Annotated in this window: 19 protein-coding genes; 15 read left to right on the top strand and 4 right to left on the bottom strand. The window is 60.9% G+C overall.

The features are described from left to right. The 3 genes from ICL81_RS08475 to ICL81_RS08470 are packed head-to-tail and all read left to right on the top strand — an operon-like array spanning position 1 to position 2,106. Entirely contained in the window at positions 1–972 is a 972-nt protein-coding gene (locus tag ICL81_RS08475) for a hypothetical protein (protein ID WP_251381976.1), read from the top strand. Then, complete coding sequence (locus ICL81_RS12020) at positions 932–1,195, top strand: hypothetical protein (protein ID WP_353055469.1); 264 nt, start codon at positions 932–934, stop codon at positions 1,193–1,195. The genes ICL81_RS08475 and ICL81_RS12020 overlap by 41 nt, the downstream gene beginning before the upstream one ends. Then, positions 1,192–2,106 (top strand): methylenetetrahydrofolate reductase, encoded by a 915-nt coding sequence (locus tag ICL81_RS08470; RefSeq protein ID WP_188034469.1) that lies wholly within the window; start codon positions 1,192–1,194, stop codon positions 2,104–2,106. Before ICL81_RS12020 ends, ICL81_RS08470 begins: the two co-directional genes overlap by 4 nt. A 66-nt stretch (positions 2,107–2,172) precedes the next feature. Here the strand turns inward: ICL81_RS08470 and lexA are convergent, their stop codons facing one another. After that, positions 2,173–2,832, bottom strand: coding sequence for a transcriptional repressor LexA (lexA, locus tag ICL81_RS08465; RefSeq protein WP_188034468.1), 660 nt, complete (start codon positions 2,830–2,832; stop codon positions 2,173–2,175). A 283-nt stretch (positions 2,833–3,115) separates the two neighbouring features. Between lexA and ICL81_RS08460 the strand changes: the two genes are divergently transcribed. From ICL81_RS08460 to ICL81_RS08415, 10 genes are all read left to right on the top strand, one after another. Beyond that, complete coding sequence (locus ICL81_RS08460) at positions 3,116–3,547, top strand: LysM peptidoglycan-binding domain-containing protein (protein ID WP_353055468.1); 432 nt, start codon at positions 3,116–3,118, stop codon at positions 3,545–3,547. Positions 3,548–3,606: 59 nt separating this feature from the next. Continuing rightward, on the top strand, positions 3,607–4,698 hold the full coding sequence (locus tag ICL81_RS08455; RefSeq protein ID WP_188034467.1) for a histidinol-phosphate transaminase: 1,092 nt from the start codon (positions 3,607–3,609) through the stop codon (positions 4,696–4,698). After that, complete coding sequence (locus tag ICL81_RS08450; RefSeq protein WP_188034466.1) at positions 4,698–5,474, top strand: thioredoxin domain-containing protein; 777 nt, start codon at positions 4,698–4,700, stop codon at positions 5,472–5,474. Before ICL81_RS08455 ends, ICL81_RS08450 begins: the two co-directional genes overlap by 1 nt. Positions 5,475–5,481: 7 nt before the next feature. Continuing rightward, on the top strand, positions 5,482–6,324 hold the full coding sequence (locus ICL81_RS08445) for a cytochrome c biogenesis CcdA family protein (RefSeq protein WP_188034465.1): 843 nt from the start codon (positions 5,482–5,484) through the stop codon (positions 6,322–6,324). An 18-nt stretch (positions 6,325–6,342) separates the two neighbouring features. After that, positions 6,343–6,954: an imidazoleglycerol-phosphate dehydratase HisB gene (gene hisB, locus ICL81_RS08440; protein WP_188023711.1), complete on the top strand. Its 612-nt coding sequence runs from the start codon at positions 6,343–6,345 to the stop codon at positions 6,952–6,954. Next, positions 6,951–7,589 carry an imidazole glycerol phosphate synthase subunit HisH gene (gene hisH / locus ICL81_RS08435; RefSeq protein WP_188034464.1) on the top strand — a complete coding sequence of 213 codons (639 nt, stop codon included), beginning with the start codon at positions 6,951–6,953 and terminating at the stop codon, positions 7,587–7,589. The genes hisB and hisH overlap by 4 nt, the downstream gene beginning before the upstream one ends. Before the next feature lie 36 nt (positions 7,590–7,625). Beyond that, positions 7,626–8,372: a bifunctional 1-(5-phosphoribosyl)-5-((5-phosphoribosylamino)methylideneamino)imidazole-4-carboxamide isomerase/phosphoribosylanthranilate isomerase PriA gene (gene priA, locus ICL81_RS08430; protein ID WP_188034463.1), complete on the top strand. Its 747-nt coding sequence runs from the start codon at positions 7,626–7,628 to the stop codon at positions 8,370–8,372. 55 nt (positions 8,373–8,427) lie between these two features. Then, positions 8,428–9,315, top strand: a complete 888-nt coding sequence (locus ICL81_RS08425) for an SseB family protein (RefSeq protein ID WP_188034462.1) — start codon at positions 8,428–8,430, stop codon at positions 9,313–9,315. A gap of 90 nt (positions 9,316–9,405) precedes the next feature. Next, positions 9,406–11,004: a sodium-dependent transporter gene (locus ICL81_RS08420; RefSeq protein ID WP_188034461.1), complete on the top strand. Its 1,599-nt coding sequence runs from the start codon at positions 9,406–9,408 to the stop codon at positions 11,002–11,004. After that, positions 11,001–11,177, top strand: coding sequence for a MetS family NSS transporter small subunit (locus tag ICL81_RS08415; RefSeq protein ID WP_188034460.1), 177 nt, complete (start codon positions 11,001–11,003; stop codon positions 11,175–11,177). Before ICL81_RS08420 ends, ICL81_RS08415 begins: the two co-directional genes overlap by 4 nt. A 50-nt stretch (positions 11,178–11,227) precedes the next feature. Here the strand turns inward: ICL81_RS08415 and ICL81_RS08410 are convergent, their stop codons facing one another. Further along, positions 11,228–11,557 carry a branched-chain amino acid transporter permease gene (locus tag ICL81_RS08410; protein WP_188034459.1) on the bottom strand — a complete coding sequence of 110 codons (330 nt, stop codon included), beginning with the start codon at positions 11,555–11,557 and terminating at the stop codon, positions 11,228–11,230. Then, positions 11,554–12,384 (bottom strand): AzlC family ABC transporter permease, encoded by an 831-nt coding sequence (locus tag ICL81_RS08405; RefSeq protein WP_188034458.1) that lies wholly within the window; start codon positions 12,382–12,384, stop codon positions 11,554–11,556. Before ICL81_RS08405 ends, ICL81_RS08410 begins: the two co-directional genes overlap by 4 nt. An 80-nt stretch (positions 12,385–12,464) precedes the next feature. Between ICL81_RS08405 and ICL81_RS08400 the strand changes: the two genes are divergently transcribed. Continuing rightward, on the top strand, positions 12,465–12,920 hold the full coding sequence (locus tag ICL81_RS08400; protein WP_188034457.1) for an Lrp/AsnC family transcriptional regulator: 456 nt from the start codon (positions 12,465–12,467) through the stop codon (positions 12,918–12,920). Between the two features lie 197 nt (positions 12,921–13,117). Here ICL81_RS08400 and ICL81_RS08395 read toward each other — a convergent pair whose 3' ends face one another. Then, on the bottom strand, positions 13,118–13,492 hold the full coding sequence (locus tag ICL81_RS08395) for a DUF1844 domain-containing protein (protein ID WP_188023703.1): 375 nt from the start codon (positions 13,490–13,492) through the stop codon (positions 13,118–13,120). 250 nt (positions 13,493–13,742) lie between these two features. On the opposite strand from ICL81_RS08395, the gene infC reads away from it, so the two are divergent. After that, positions 13,743–14,348 (top strand): translation initiation factor IF-3, encoded by a 606-nt coding sequence (gene infC, locus ICL81_RS08390; protein WP_188034504.1) that lies wholly within the window; start codon positions 13,743–13,745, stop codon positions 14,346–14,348. The last annotated feature ends 76 nt before the right edge of the window (positions 14,349–14,424 follow it).

The raw sequence follows: 14,424 nt of genomic DNA, 5'->3' as shown, positions 1-14,424 counted from the left end.
TTGAGCACCAACGATATTCCAGCTGGGGCAGTGAATGCCGCTGCCCCAGCTGGGCGTCCCTGGGAGGCCGGGACGCTCCCGACCGAGCAGGTGGGCTCGTTGCCTCGCCCTGCTGCGCTCCAAGCTGCCGTACTCGATCTCGAGATCGGTGTGCTTGCGCGCGACGAATTTGCGCGGATCCAAGACGCCGCTGTCCGAGACACCCTTGATCGGCTCATCGCGACGGGCTCGCCCATCGTGAGTGACGGTGAGCAGCGCCGCCAGAGCTTCGCGAGCTACCCGCTCGGCGCAGATGATCTGGATGAGGGGCCGGTGTTTGCTGTGTTCGCTGACGGTCATCACCGTGTGGTGCCGTCGATTTCGGCGCCGCCGTTCCGCTTCCAGGGGTGGGCCGCAGACGATGTTTCGGCGATCCGCCCACTCACTGACCTGCCCCTGAAACAAGCTGTGATCTCGCCGTCGATGCTCTCGCTCATGGTGCATGCTGAGCAGGCTGGTAGTTCTGTGCGTGCCGAGCTTATTGAGGACATCGTGGCTGGCTGCGCCAAAGATATTCAGCGCTGTTTTGCAGCTGGTGCGAGCCGGGTGTCCATTGATTTCACTGAGGGACGACTCGCGCTTCGCCAGGATCTCCGTGCGCCGTGGGCAGGCCCCGCAGCGCTCGGCGGATTCATCGAACTCATCAACGCCGTGCTTGACCGTCTCACGTCGGAACAGCGCGGCGACGGGCGTCCACACCTGTCCCGGAAACGCGAACGACTCTGCGCACAGCGCCGACATCGACTATGCCGCGCTCATTCCCGAGCTGTTTCAGATCGAGGCGGGGTATTTCCTCATGCAGGCGGCGAGCGAGAAAGATCCGGGTCGCGTTGCGCGCCTCGTCGGTCGCGAACTCACCGCGCTCGCCGGGGCCGGGCGACAGCAGCCGCGCGTGCTGCTCGGCGTCACCGACCCGACGAGTCCGCGCCTTGAGACCGCGGAGCACGTGCGCGACCAGCTCGTGAACGCTGCCCGTTTCATTCCTGCCGAGCTCCTCGGCTCCACTGATGATTGCGGCTTCTCGCCGTACCTCATCGATGAAAAGCCCCGTCACGGGTCGCCTGACTACGCCCGTGACGTCGCATTCGCTAAGGTTGCGGCCCGCGTACGCGGAACGCAGATGGCGAGTGACCACCTGGCGGGAGGCGCACAATGACCGTGCAACACACGACGCTGCTGACGGGATCCGCGCCTACCCAGACGCGATTCTCGTTTGAGGTCTTCCCCGCGCGGACGGGAGCGGCAGCACTCGCTCTCGGTCACGCGGTGCAGCACCTCGCAGCCGCGAATCCGGATTTCGTTTCTGTCACGTACGGTGCGAACGGGTCGCATCGAGATGAGTCTGTTGACCTGCTGAAGTACCTCCGTACCCACACGGATGTACTGCCTCTGGCGCATCTCACGACGGTTCGCGAGAACCGTGATTCGCTGCTGCAGATTATTCACGACCTCATGGATGCCGGCATTCATGACTTCTTGGCGCTGCGGGGGGATCCGCCGCGTGGGATGACTGAGGAGTCAACCGAGGTCGCTGGTTCGCTCTCAGCGCGCGAACTCGTGGAGCTGGCTGCTGAGGCGCGTGCTGCGCGGCCCGCGTTCACGAGTGTCGGTCGTACCGCGGTCGCGGTGTACCCGAATGGGCACCCCCAGTCGCGCGGGCGCAATGCCGATATCGAGTGGCTGCTTGCGAAACAGGAGGCTGGCGCTTCACTCGGTATTACCCAACTGTTCTTCCACGCGGATGAATACTTGAGCTTCGTTGCAGACGCCCGTGCGCAGGGTGTGAAGCTGCCGGTGTTGCCTGGCCTTATGCCGGTCTCGACAAGCGCGCAACTGCGAAAGGTCGCGGAACTCGCAGGGCAACCTGCTCCCGCTGCGCTCGAAAAAGCGATGCAGGAAGCTGGCGGGTTCGCGCCAGAACTTGGCGTTGAGCATACGGTCGAACTCGCACGTGAGCTCATTGCGGGTGGTGCGCCGTCGATTCACCTGTACACGTTCAATCGCCATGAACAGGTGCTTACGGTGCTGCGCGAGCTTGGGTTGCTCGTGCGAGACCCGCTGGCATAAGTATCTACAGAAAAGCGCGACGCTGCTGAGTGCAGTGTCGCGCTTTTCGAGGTTTTGGGGCGCGGATCAGACCGAACGGAAGACCGAAACCACCTTGCCGAGCACCTCGGCGTGATCGCCAAGGATTGGCTCGAACGCGCTGTTGCGGGGGAGGAGCCAGGTGTGGCCGTCCCGGCGCCGGAAGACCTTGACGGTCGCTTCACCGTCGAGCATGGCCGCGACCATATCGCCGTTCTCTGCTTCGCGCTGCTGACGGACGACAACGAAGTCGCCGTCGCAGATCGCGGCATCGATCATTGAGTCGCCGACGACCTTTAGCATGAACAGGTTGCCGTCTCCCACGAGCTGGCGGGGGAGCGGGAAGACCTCTTCGACCTGCTGGTCGGCAGTAATCGGAACACCCGCTGCAATCTGGCCCACGAGAGGAACAAAACTCGTCTCGGCGACCTCGGTCGACTGCCCGTCGCCCATGGCGCTGCGGGTCTCGGCGAGTTCGATCAAGATTTCCAATGCGCGGGGGCGATTCGGGTCGCGTCGAATGTACCCAGCCACCTCGAGGCGGCTGAGCTGGTGCGTCACGCTGGAAAGCGACGACAGGCCAACGGCGTCACCGATCTCACGCATACTTGGCGGGTAACCGCGACCCTCTACCGAACGGCAAATGAACTCGAGGATGGCACGCTGCTTCTCTGTGAGGGGCTTCGTGCGTGCTGTGCCGTCGACCATTGCGCTTCCGTTCGTAACCACTTCTTCTGTGCATTCACTTCGCTTGGGGCGAGCAAATCTTGGAATGTCAGTGGTGGGTGTTTTGGTGGGGGTGTTGTTTCGAAACCCTAACTCCCAAATACATATCTGACAAACATGTGTTCGAGTGTCGTTTGAAAGATATCGAAAACGAGAGTTGTGAAATCGAAGCTTCGAAGATATATTCGAAAGAGATGTTCGAACGCGCTTCGTGAAGATTCGAAAAGAGGCGCTCCTGAACTCCCGATTTTTGGAGGAAGAGCTCGTGACTACTAACACCATGACTCCCGCAGTGACTTTCATGAACGAGCAGTTCGACGCAATGCAGCGTCTCGCGCCTGCCGCAGCGGTTGCGCAGCGCGAGTCTGCGCAGGGCGCAATGAAGATTCGTCTCACCCGTCGCGGCCGCGCAGTGTTCGGTGCGCTGGGCACCATGCTGTTCGCAGTAGCGCTGGCGGTGGCCGCACTTATGTCGGCTCCGAGTGCCCAGGCAACGCTTGCCAATAGTGAGCAGGAGTTCACGTACGTGGTTGCTGCGCCCGGTGCCTCGCTCTGGTCAATTGCAGAGAAGATCGACCCGCAGGCCGACCCTCGCGATTTGGTTGCTGAACTTGCTCGCCTGAACCAGCTGCCCACAGCTGACATTCAGGTCGGCGACGCGATCGCAATTCCGCTTCGCTACAGCGCCGGTGAATAGGCGCTCAGTTCCCGTAACACCCAGGCGATCGTTCGCCTGCCGTCGCTAGACTGAGCGACGTGGCTAAACTCAGCGATCTCCCTCTCCGATCAAACCTCGTGGGCAAGATGCCGTACGGCGCTCCCCAGGACCCGGTTCCCGTGAGCCTGAACGTGAACGAGAACACCCATCCGATTTCGGAGGAGGTGCTCGCAGACATTGTTACTTCACTCGCTGAGGCAGTGAGAGGGGTGAACCGCTACCCCGACCGCGAGGCAACCGAGCTCCGAACGGAGCTCGCAAAGTACCTCGGACATGACCTCACCTGTGAACAGGTGTGGGCGGCAAATGGCTCGAACGAGGTGCTGCAGCAGGTATTGCAGGCATTCGGTGGTCCGGGCCGTACGCTCTTGAGCTTCACCCCGACTTACTCGATGTACCCGCTCCTCGCAGACGGTACCGACACCGGTTGGGTCGCAGTGCCGCGTCCCGCTGACTACGCACTCACGCCTGAGCATGTTGCTGCCGCGCTTGCCGAGCACAAGCCCGACATCGCGATCATCTGTGGCCCGAACAACCCCACAGGTACGCCGCTTACCCGCGAGACGATCCTCGCGGCCTACGATGCTTTTGACGGCATCCTCATCGTTGATGAGGCTTACCACGAGTTCGACGACGAGAACCCGACCGCGGTTGAACTGCTTCCCGGTCGTCACCGTCTGCTTGTATCGCGCACCATGAGCAAGGCCTTTGCGTTCGCTGGTGTTCGCCTTGGCTACCTCGCGGCTGACCCGGCCGTCATCGACGCGCTTCGCCTCGTCCGCCTGCCGTACCACCTCTCAGCGCTCACTCAAGCGGCTGCTACCACCGCGCTACGTCACGCCGCGACGATGCTCTCGACCGTTGACGCGATCCGTGATGAGCGAGATCGTCTCCAAGCCGAGCTCGCTGCGATGGGCTACCGCGTGCACGAGTCAGGTGCGAACTTTGTGCTTGTCGGCGGCTTCGTCGACCCGGCTGCCATGTTCGAAGCGCTCTTCGCCCGTGGCATCCTCGTGCGTAACCTCGGAATCGACGGTCACCTCCGTATCACGGCAGGTACCCCTGACGAGACCACGCAAGTCATCGATGCGATCCGTGAAATCACCGCAGAGGTTGGAGTGACCGCATAATGGGAACCCCGATTGCCGCGCTGTCGCGTGCCGAGCTTGAACTTCGTTACCGTCGCACCCGACTCGTGAGTGTTGTTGTCGGTATTCTCCTAGTGGTCGCCGCAGTCATGATTGGCGTGATGTGGCAGGGCGGTGCCGGCGTTGGCAGTACTGCCGCTGGTGCGAACGGTTCGAACTCCGGCACTGCTGACGCCGCTGAAGGCGCTGCAAACTGCCCTGTCAAAGACCGACGCGATCCCGACGATTTCATGGCTATCGGTGACATCGATGCGCCAGTCGTCATGCATGAATGGACCGACTTCCGTTGTCCGTGGTGTGGCAAGTACACCCGAGAGACGATGCCCGAACTCATCAAGGAGTACGTTGACACCGGCAAGGTGCGCATCGAGATCCATGATGCAGCCCTTGTCGGTGGCGAAGAATCAGTCAAGATTGCTGGTGCAGCGCGAGCAGCTGGCGTGCAAGGCAAGTACTTTGAATTCCTCGACGGGGTCTACGAGCACCAGGGGGCCACAGACAACGCCGCGCTCAGCGACGCTGACCTGACTGCGCTCGCGAAAGCAGCCGGTGTGGCTGACTTGGACGCATTTGATCAGGCCGTGGCGGAAGGCACTCACGAAGACGCTGTGCGTGAGTCAACCGCTGAATCACAGCAGCTTGGCGTATCTGGAGTTCCGTTCTTCGCGCTGAGTGACTGCGCGAGCCCGCTCAGCGGTGCGCAAACGATCGAGACCTTCCGGGCCGCGATCGACGCGAAGCTCGAGGAAACGAAGTAGCGTTTCCGTGGGCTCCATCAACCTGTTCGGTGCTTTCCTTGGCGGCATGCTGGCCATTCTGAGTCCGTGTTCCGTCATGCTGTTACCGGCGTTCTTCGCGTATGCATTCCCGAACACAGGTCGGTTGGTGAGCCGCACGGGGGTCTTCCTCGCTGGTCTTGTGGTCACGCTCGTGCCTATTGGTGCGCTTGCGGGAACGCTTGGTGGCTGGATCAATCTCCATCGCGGATCGTTGCTCACCTGGTTCGCGGTCATCGTCATCGTGTTTGGCGTGGTGATGCTATTTGGAATCCGCATCCCCGGTCTCACGAAAACGCAGGGCGCCTCGAGCGCATCTGCACTCTCGGTGTTCTCACTTGGTGCGGTATACGGCCTCGCTGGTGGCTGTGCCGGGCCAATCTTCGGCGCGATCCTGGCACTTTCCGCGTTTGGCGGGAGCGCGCTCACTGGCGCGCTCACGATGTTCGTCTACGCGATCGGTATGGTCGTTCCGATGCTCCTGCTCGCGATCCTGTGGGACAGGCTGCCCATCATTCGGCGGATCGTGCGCCCACGCGAGCTCGTCATTGGAAAATGGCGCAACTCCTGGACCTTCATCATCGGTGGTCTGATCACGATCGCTGTCGGCATCCTACTCATCGTGACCGACGGCACTGAGGCGCTGTCTGGCATGCTCGGCGTCGACCAGCAGGCCGTGCTTGAGAACGGCGCACTGCAGGCAGGGGCCGCCGTTCCCGACTGGGTCGTGCTTGTCATATTGGTCGCATGTGCGTTGTTGATCTGGTGGTTTACGAGACGGGCCCGTGAATCCCGTCCCGAATCGGTGGACAGCTCAGAAGCACGCGGGTGAACGGGATAGACTCTTCACATGACTGCAACCGGGCGCACTGCCGCACTTGAGCGCGTGACAAGCGAATCCTCCATCAAGCTGAGCATCGATCTCGACGGAACAGGCAAGGCCGATATTGCCACCGGCGTTCCATTCTTCGACCATATGCTGACGGCATTCGCCAAGCACTCCGCTTCGGATCTCACGGTTCGTGCCGAAGGCGATGTGCACATCGACGTACATCACACCGTCGAAGACACCGGCATTCTGCTCGGTCAGGCGATTCTTGAGGCGCTCGGCGACAAGCGCGGCATCACCCGCTACGGTGATGCGTACTGCCCCCTTGATGAGTCGCTCGCGCACGCGGTCGTCGACATCTCGGGGCGCCCATACCTCGTGCACTCGGGCGAACCCGCAGGCTTCGAGTTCCACCTCATCGGCGGTCACTTCACCGGTTCGATGGTGCGTCACTTCTTTGAGGCAATCGTCCTTAACGCGCGCCTGACCGCGCACATCAAGCTCGTTGAGGGTCGTGATCCGCACCACATTGCCGAGGCAGAGTTCAAGGCGTTTGCGCGAGCATTCCGCCAGGCAAAGTCGGCTGACGCAGTCATGGCCGGCATCATCCCGTCGACGAAGGGTGCACTGTGAGCGAAGCACGACCCAAGGTTGTAGTTCTGGCCTATGGTTCGGGCAATGTCCACTCGGCCATAACCGCGCTTGAGCACGCAGGCGCTGACGTTGAGCTGACGGCGGATCCCGCGGCAGTCGCCGCGGCCGACGGTCTCTTCGTTCCTGGCGTTGGTGCGTACGATGCCGTTATGAAGCAGCTCCTCGCAGTGCGCGGTGACGAACTCATCGATCGCCGCCTCGCTGGCGGCCGCCCGGTGCTGGGTATCTGTGTTGGACATCAGATCATGTTTGACCAGGGCATCGAACGTGGCGTGACTGCGGAGGGCCTCGGTCAGTGGCCGGGCACCGTACGTCAGCTCGAGGCACCCCGCCTGCCGAACATGGGCTGGAGCAAGGTTGAGACGCCTGCTGGTTCGAAGCTTTTCGCAGGCATCGAAGACGAATACTTCTACTTTGTGCACAGTAACGCTGCGACGGAGTGGACCATCGAAGGTCGCACGGAGGCTACCCGCCCCCTCGTGACCTGGAGCGAGGCTGGCGAGCGCTTCATCGCCGCGGTCGAAAACGGCCCGCTCACGGCAACCCAGTTCCATCCTGAGAAGTCCGGTGAAGCCGGGCTGCAGCTGCTGCGCAACTGGATTTCTACGCTCTAATTCGCGGAAGATCCGCGACAAATCAAGGAACATTGAATGTCACACCTCAACAGCACACCGGCGCTTACGCTGCTCCCCGCGATTGACATGGTCAATGGTCAGGCCGTGCGCCTGACTCAGGGTGAAGCAGGTACCGAGACCGGTTACGGCGACCCCGTAGACGCGGCTCTCGACTGGATCGAGCAGGGCGCGGAGTGGATTCACCTCGTCGACCTCGACGCAGCATTCGGCCGTGGCAGCAACGTTGGTGTTGCAAAGAAGATCATGGCTCGCTCGGGCAAGACGAACATCGAGTTCTCCGGCGGCATCCGCGATGATCGCAGCCTTGAGGCGGCAATCGAGATGGGCGCGGCACGTGTGAACCTCGGCACCGCAGCGCTTGAGAATCCCGAGTGGACTCGCTCGGCAATCGCCCGCTACGGCGAGAAGATTGCTGTAGGCCTCGACGTGCGTGGCGAGACCCTTGCCGGCCGTGGTTGGACCGAAGAGGGCGGCAACCTTTGGGAGGTGCTCGAACGCCTCGAAGACGCAAACTGCCCTCGCTACGTCGTCACCGACGTCACCAAAGACGGCACCATGCGCGGCCCGAACATCGAGCTTCTGCTCGAGGTATGCCGTCACACGTCGCGCCCGGTTGTCGCTTCTGGCGGCATCTCGAGCCTCGATGATCTTGCAGCACTGCGCGAGCAGGTGCCGGCTGGCATCGAGGGTGCAATCATCGGTAAGGCGCTTTACGACGGCGCATTTACTTTGAAAGCGGCACTCGACGTCGCATCGAACTAAGCCTGGTGCCCCGCGCGAATAGCGCGGGGTTCCTCGCGTATAAGGCGGTTTCACTATGGCGATTAAGAAGCTCCCCTCGACCGGCGATATGCCGCGTACCACCGGCGTACCCGAATCACTCGTAGCTGGCGGCGACGCCGACTCGGCCGGCTTCCCCTGGGAAGGGCGCACATTCGAGCACCACGAGACCGCATTTGCTGACGATGATGGCTCAACTCCCGAGTCATACCTCGTTGCGCTCGGTGCGATGCGCGAGGCCGCAGCTGGGCTCGCAGGTGCGGCGGATCAGGCAGCAGCGTTTGCGCTGCTCGGCCAGCGTCGTGCTGAACTCATTGTCGCGCTGTCGGGGATCCGCCTCTTGATTCCGTTGGTTGCTGAGGCAGGCGACATTGGTGAAACGCCTGACGGTCGCATCGTGGAGAAATCGCAAGAATTGTCAATCGTGACGGTCGCTGCGCCGGACGGTCGTCGGGTCATGCCTGTCTTCACGTCTGCAGAGGCAATGCGTGCGTGGAACGCAGAAGCGCGACCGATTCCGGTGCCGGCACCGCAGGCCGCGGTGGCAGCAGCGCAGGAAGAAACCGACCTCCTCATCATCGATCCCGCGAGCGGTGAGTCCCGGGTGGGTATCCGTCGCCCCGAGCTCAAAGCGCTCGCGCTTGGTGAAGCGCAGCTCCCGGCGTGGGCTGATGTGCACGTGCGAAACGCCTTCCTCGAGGCAAGCTCGGGAGATCCGCGTTTGCAGGCACTCGCCGTCATTCCAGGTGACCCGACCGGTGAGCTGCTCTCGGCCGAAACCGAAGTGCGATTGCTCGTTGAATCTGGTCTGTCTCGCGAAGAACTCGCTGATCTCGTGACCTCCCTGCAGCAACGCTGGGCGGCAAATTCCGTCATCGCTGAGCGTGTTGACTCGCTCAAGGTTGTGCCACAGATGCCCGCATAGCCTTGCCTCAGCGTTGGACCCTGGTGATACGCTAGCTCGGTTATTAACCGTCTGCGCCGCCCCGGGGCGGCGCTTGAGAAAGGCTGACGCATGTCATCTGCAAAGGTCACTGGCGCGCCGAAGCGAGAACAGTGGACAGGCCAGCTTGGCTTCATCTTCGCTGCGATCGGTTCGGCTGTCGGACTTGGCAACATTTGGCGTTTTCCTGGCGTCGCATATGAAAACGGTGGCGGAGCATTCCTCATCCCGTATTTCGTTGCGCTCTTGACTGCCGGCATTCCCATTCTGCTGTTTGACTACGCAATTGGTCACCGCTTCCGTGGTTCTGCTCCACTCGCGTTCCGACGCGCTGCTGGTAAGGGCGGCGAGGCAATTGGCTGGTTCCAGGTCATGATTAACGTATTCATTGCTACCTACTACGCAGTCGTGGTCGCGTGGGCAGTGAGCTACTTCGTGTTCTCGTTTAATCTCAAGTGGGGCGACGACGCCGCAGGCTACTTCATCGGTGAGTTCTTGCAGACCTCAGAGGCACCGTTCACGATGGACTTCGTTCCCGCACTACTGATTCCAGTAGCTGCAATTTGGGCCGTGGTACTGATCGTGCAGGCAACCGGTGTCGCGAAGGGTATCGAGAAGATGAACGTCGTCTTCCTGCCGCTTCTCGTCATCACGTTCCTCGCGCTCGTGATTGGCGCACTGACGCTGCCTGGCGCACTTGAAGGCGTCAGCGCCTTCTTTACGCCTGACTTCGCCGCACTGGCCCAGCCAAAGGTGTGGATCGCAGCCTATGGACAGGTATTCTTCTCGCTTTCGGTCGCGTTCGGCATCATGGTGACGTACTCCTCGTACCGGAAGCGTCGCTCGAACCTTTCTGCTCCCGGCCTTGTCGTTGCATTCGCGAACTCGTCGTTCGAGCTGCTCGCTGGCGTCGGAGTCTTCGCTGCGCTCGGCTTCTTCGCTGCACAGCAGGGTATCGGTGTGAGTGACATTGAGGGTATCGCTGGTGTGAGCCTTGCATTCATTACATTCCCGGCAATCGTCGCCGAGATGCCAATGAGTCAGCTCTTCGGCATCCTGTTCTTCGGCTCGATCTTCCTCGCCGGCATCACCTCGCTCATTTCCGTGCTCGAGGTCATCATTTCTGCGGTGATGGACAAGTTTGGTCTCTCGCGCAAGCAGGCAGTGTGGGGTGTTGGTGGCCTCTTGGCGATCGTGTCGCTCTTGCTCTACACGACGACCTCCGGTCTGAACACCCTCGACGTCATTGACAACTGGGTGAACAACTTCGGCATCGTCTTCGCGGCGGTTGTCTCAACTGTTGTCGTGATGTGGATCTATAAGCGCGGGCCAGAGCTGTCTTACCACGTGTCCTCGCTGTCGACCTTCAAACTTGGTCGGACCTGGCGCTTCTTCGTTGGCATTCTCAGCCCGGTCGTGATCGGTGTGATGTTGGTTCAGGTGGTTATTGCGCTCGTCAAGGACGGCTATGGCAGCTACCCGAGCTGGTATACCAACCTCTTCGGTTGGGGCTGTGTTGCCATTATGGTGCTCGCCGCGCTGCTCCTTACGGCGGTGCCTTGGAAGCGCAGTCCGGACCAGTTCGTGCCATACCCCGCGTTCGACTCGAAGCAGGGCAAGCACCTGGTCGGCACACCGATGAACCCAACTCTTGAAGGGAATGAGTCATGACCCCGATTTCCATCACCTTCATGGTGCTGTCGTTCGTGCTCCTGTGGGGCGGGCTTATCGCGAGCTCGATCTTCCTGACGAAGCGACCTGAACTTGACGAGTCTGAATACCCCGAGGGCGAGTCAGACGATGTCGATGAGGCGCTGCACAAGGTCAGCAAGTCCTACGAGTAGCCCATGCGGGCGATGTCTCGGGGGGATCCTCCGAGGCATCGCCCGCCACGCTAGCCAAAGACCGACAGCAACGCGACATAGCTCGCGGTGCCGACGGCAATACTCACGAGTGCTTTGCGCTTCGTGAAGAGGTGGGTGATGACCGTTACGCCGGAAGCGGCGGCGACGATCCACCACTTGCCGGGATCCGCAACAATTGACTCCTGCAGCACAACGACTGCGAGCATGAGTAGGATCCCAGCAGGCATCCACTGCCCAAGCAGCTGCACGAACTTGCTCTTGCGAAGTGGCTTCAAAATAGCGAATGGCAACGCACGCAATGCAAACGTGATGAGTCCCGCTAGCAGTACGGCGCTCAGCAGGTAGGCCGTCTGGTTCATGCTGCTTCCCCCTGCTGCGTCGGCTTGAGCTGTTGCTCGCCGATGGTTGACGGTTCGTACGTTGCGAGCTGCGCAGCTGATTGCTCAGCAGCCGGTGTTTCCTCAGGCTGTGCGAGACCACCGCGTGCGCGAACCCAGAAATACCTGGCCACGAGCGAAACGGTAAACAGCACAAGCGCTGCGAGCAGTGCCTGGTCGGGCATCGCCACCATTGCAACGGTCACAGAGAGGCCGGCCAGCACAGCTGAGGGGACCTCCCGCTTTCCGCGAATGGAATCCATCGTCATCACGATAAATAGTGCCGTGAGTGCGAATTCGAAGCCGGCGATCGGGCCAGGCAATGCGTTTGCCACCAGCACGCCAAGCAAACCACCAGCTACCCAGTACCCCTGCATGCACAGCTGACCGGTGACCATGCGTGCCGACGTGATCTGCTGAGCAGGCATGGTCGCATAGGTCGCGTACGCCTCGTCGATCATTGCGTACATCGAATACCACCGCGGCCACCCGTTGCGTACCTTGTGGAGTGGGAAGGAGAACGGGTAGAACACGTGGCGGAAGTTCAGTGCGAATACCGTCACGGCAATCGTGATGAGTGGTGCGTAGGCCGCGAGCAAGCTCACAAGGAACAGCTCGACTGAACCTGCGAAGATGCCGATCGAAAGCGCGGGCGTCAGCCACCAGGGGAGGCCCGCCTGAATCACCAGCATGCCGAGCGCAAAGCCGAGTGGAAAGATGCCAAGGCCAACGCCGAGAGAATCTTTCATTCCCGCGCGGATCTCTGAGCTGCGTATTGCTGCTGCGTTCTGCGCGGGTGCGGATTCCATGGGAGTATCTTCTCGCAAAAATCATGCAATGTGTGTGCGTAGTTCTCGCGCGCCCGCGTCAAAACGTGCAATATATATGCATGGATGAATTAGATCGCGCAATTATTGAGATCCTTGAGTGTGAAGGGCGTCTGAATAATGTCGATTTGGCCGCGCGGATCGGGTTGACCCCCGGCCCCTGCCTGCGTCGAGTGCAGCGTCTCGAGCGCGAGGGAGTTATTCGTGGCTATCACGCGGACGTGGACCCTGCCTCGGTGGGGCGCGCATTTGAAGTCATCCTCCTGTTTGAGCTCGCTGCTCACGATGCTGCGACGATCGAGTCCTTTGAGCGTGAGCTATCGGCACTTCCAGAGGTGCTTGAGTTGCGCCGACTGTTTGGAAGCCCTGACTACTTTGCGCGAGTTGGCGTCGAGAACTTGGAAGCGTATGAAGACTTCCATACCCACCGAGTGAGCGCAGTGACGGGGGTTGCCCGCTTCACATCGCACATTGCGATCAAGAACGTCATGACGGGGCGGACGGGCGGCCCCCGGTAGCGCTGGCCGTTGGCCGTTCACTGCCAAACCCGTGAAACAAGCACATTCTTGCGAGATAGGCACTTTCTTGCGCGTGAAACTAGGGTTTTCGGCAGAAAAGGGTGGTCTCGACGTGTTAACACCGCGAAGTGACGGCAAGTAAACAGAAGGGGCGAATGGCCACCGCCATCCGCCCCCACAAAATGTGAAGCCGAAGCTTAGATCACCGAACCGGTGTACTTCTCGCCGGGGCCAGCGCCGGGAGCATCGGGTACCTGTGACGCCTCACGGAATGCGAGCTGCACGGAACGCAGACCGTCGCGGAGGCTGCGAGCGTGCATATCGCTCACCTCGGGAGCACCTGCGGTGATGAGGCCAGCCAGCGCGTTGATGAGCTTGCGTGCCTCGTCAAGGTCGATCTGGTTCTCGGGATCATCGGCAAGGCCAACCTTGACCGCAGCTGCGCTGAGCAGGTGAACCGCAGCGGTGGTGATGATCTCTACGGCAGCGACGTCTGCGATATCGCGAGCCGCATCTGCAACGCTCTCGGGAGCGCCGTTGGGAGTCTGCTGATCTTCTGCGTTTTCGCTCACAGTTGTCCTGTTCTATTCGTGGCATTCGCTTACGACGAATGTTGTGCTAAGCTTGCTGAGGTTCTCGGCAAGCCGCCGGGAGCTACGGAAGAGGAGATTCTCCCACCCGGCACCTCTAATAGGTTACCGGGTAGTTGGTACCCCGTCGCATCGCGACAGCTGAAGGGTATGTGACGCGCGAGTCGTGTGTCATTTCTCTGAATCCGTTACACCCTAAGGGTGGATCATTACGAGATCAGAGGAGTCGGCAATCAGCGAGCCCCGTACTAACGACCGCATCCGTGCAACCGAACTGCGCCTGGTAGGCCCAGGTGGCGAGCAGGTAGGTGTGGTGTCAATCGACGTTGCCCTCCGCATGGCAGCTGAGGCAGAGCTCGACCTTGTTGAGGTTGCGCCTAACTCGAAGCCTCCCGTTGCGAAGATCATGGACTACGGCAAGTTCAAGTACGAAGCTGCGCAGAAGGCTAAGGAAGCTCGTCGTAACCAGGCCAACACGGTCCTCAAGGAAGTTCGCTTCCGCCTGAAGATCGATAAGCATGACTACGAGACCAAGCTCAAGCGCGCTATCGGCTTCCTGTCGCAGGGCGACAAGGTCAAGGCAATGATCCTCTTCCGTGGCCGCGAGCAGTCGCGTCCCGAGCAGGGTGTACGACTCCTCCAGCAGTTCGCTGAGGACATCGTGGAATACGGCTCGGTAGAGTCGTCGCCGCGCATTGACGGCCGCAACATGGTTATGGTCATCGCGCCCGTCAAGAACAAGTCCGAGGCAAAGGCCGAGCTGAATGCTCGCCGCGCCGAGGAGAAGGCAACCCGCCGCGCTGAAAAGACCGTTGAACCGGAAGCGGCTGCCGAATAAGACCTGCGACGATCTTTGATCGTTTCGCGCTAGACGCAGTCGCTCAGGCGGCGCGCACCACAACAAGGAGAAATCG

The sequence above is a fragment of the Leucobacter sp. cx-328 genome, from assembly GCF_014530035.1.
In the GTDB taxonomy this organism is placed as follows: domain Bacteria; phylum Actinomycetota; class Actinomycetes; order Actinomycetales; family Microbacteriaceae; genus Leucobacter.
Note: the sequence above shows the minus strand (reverse complement) of the source record. Positions and strands in the feature narration are given on the sequence as shown.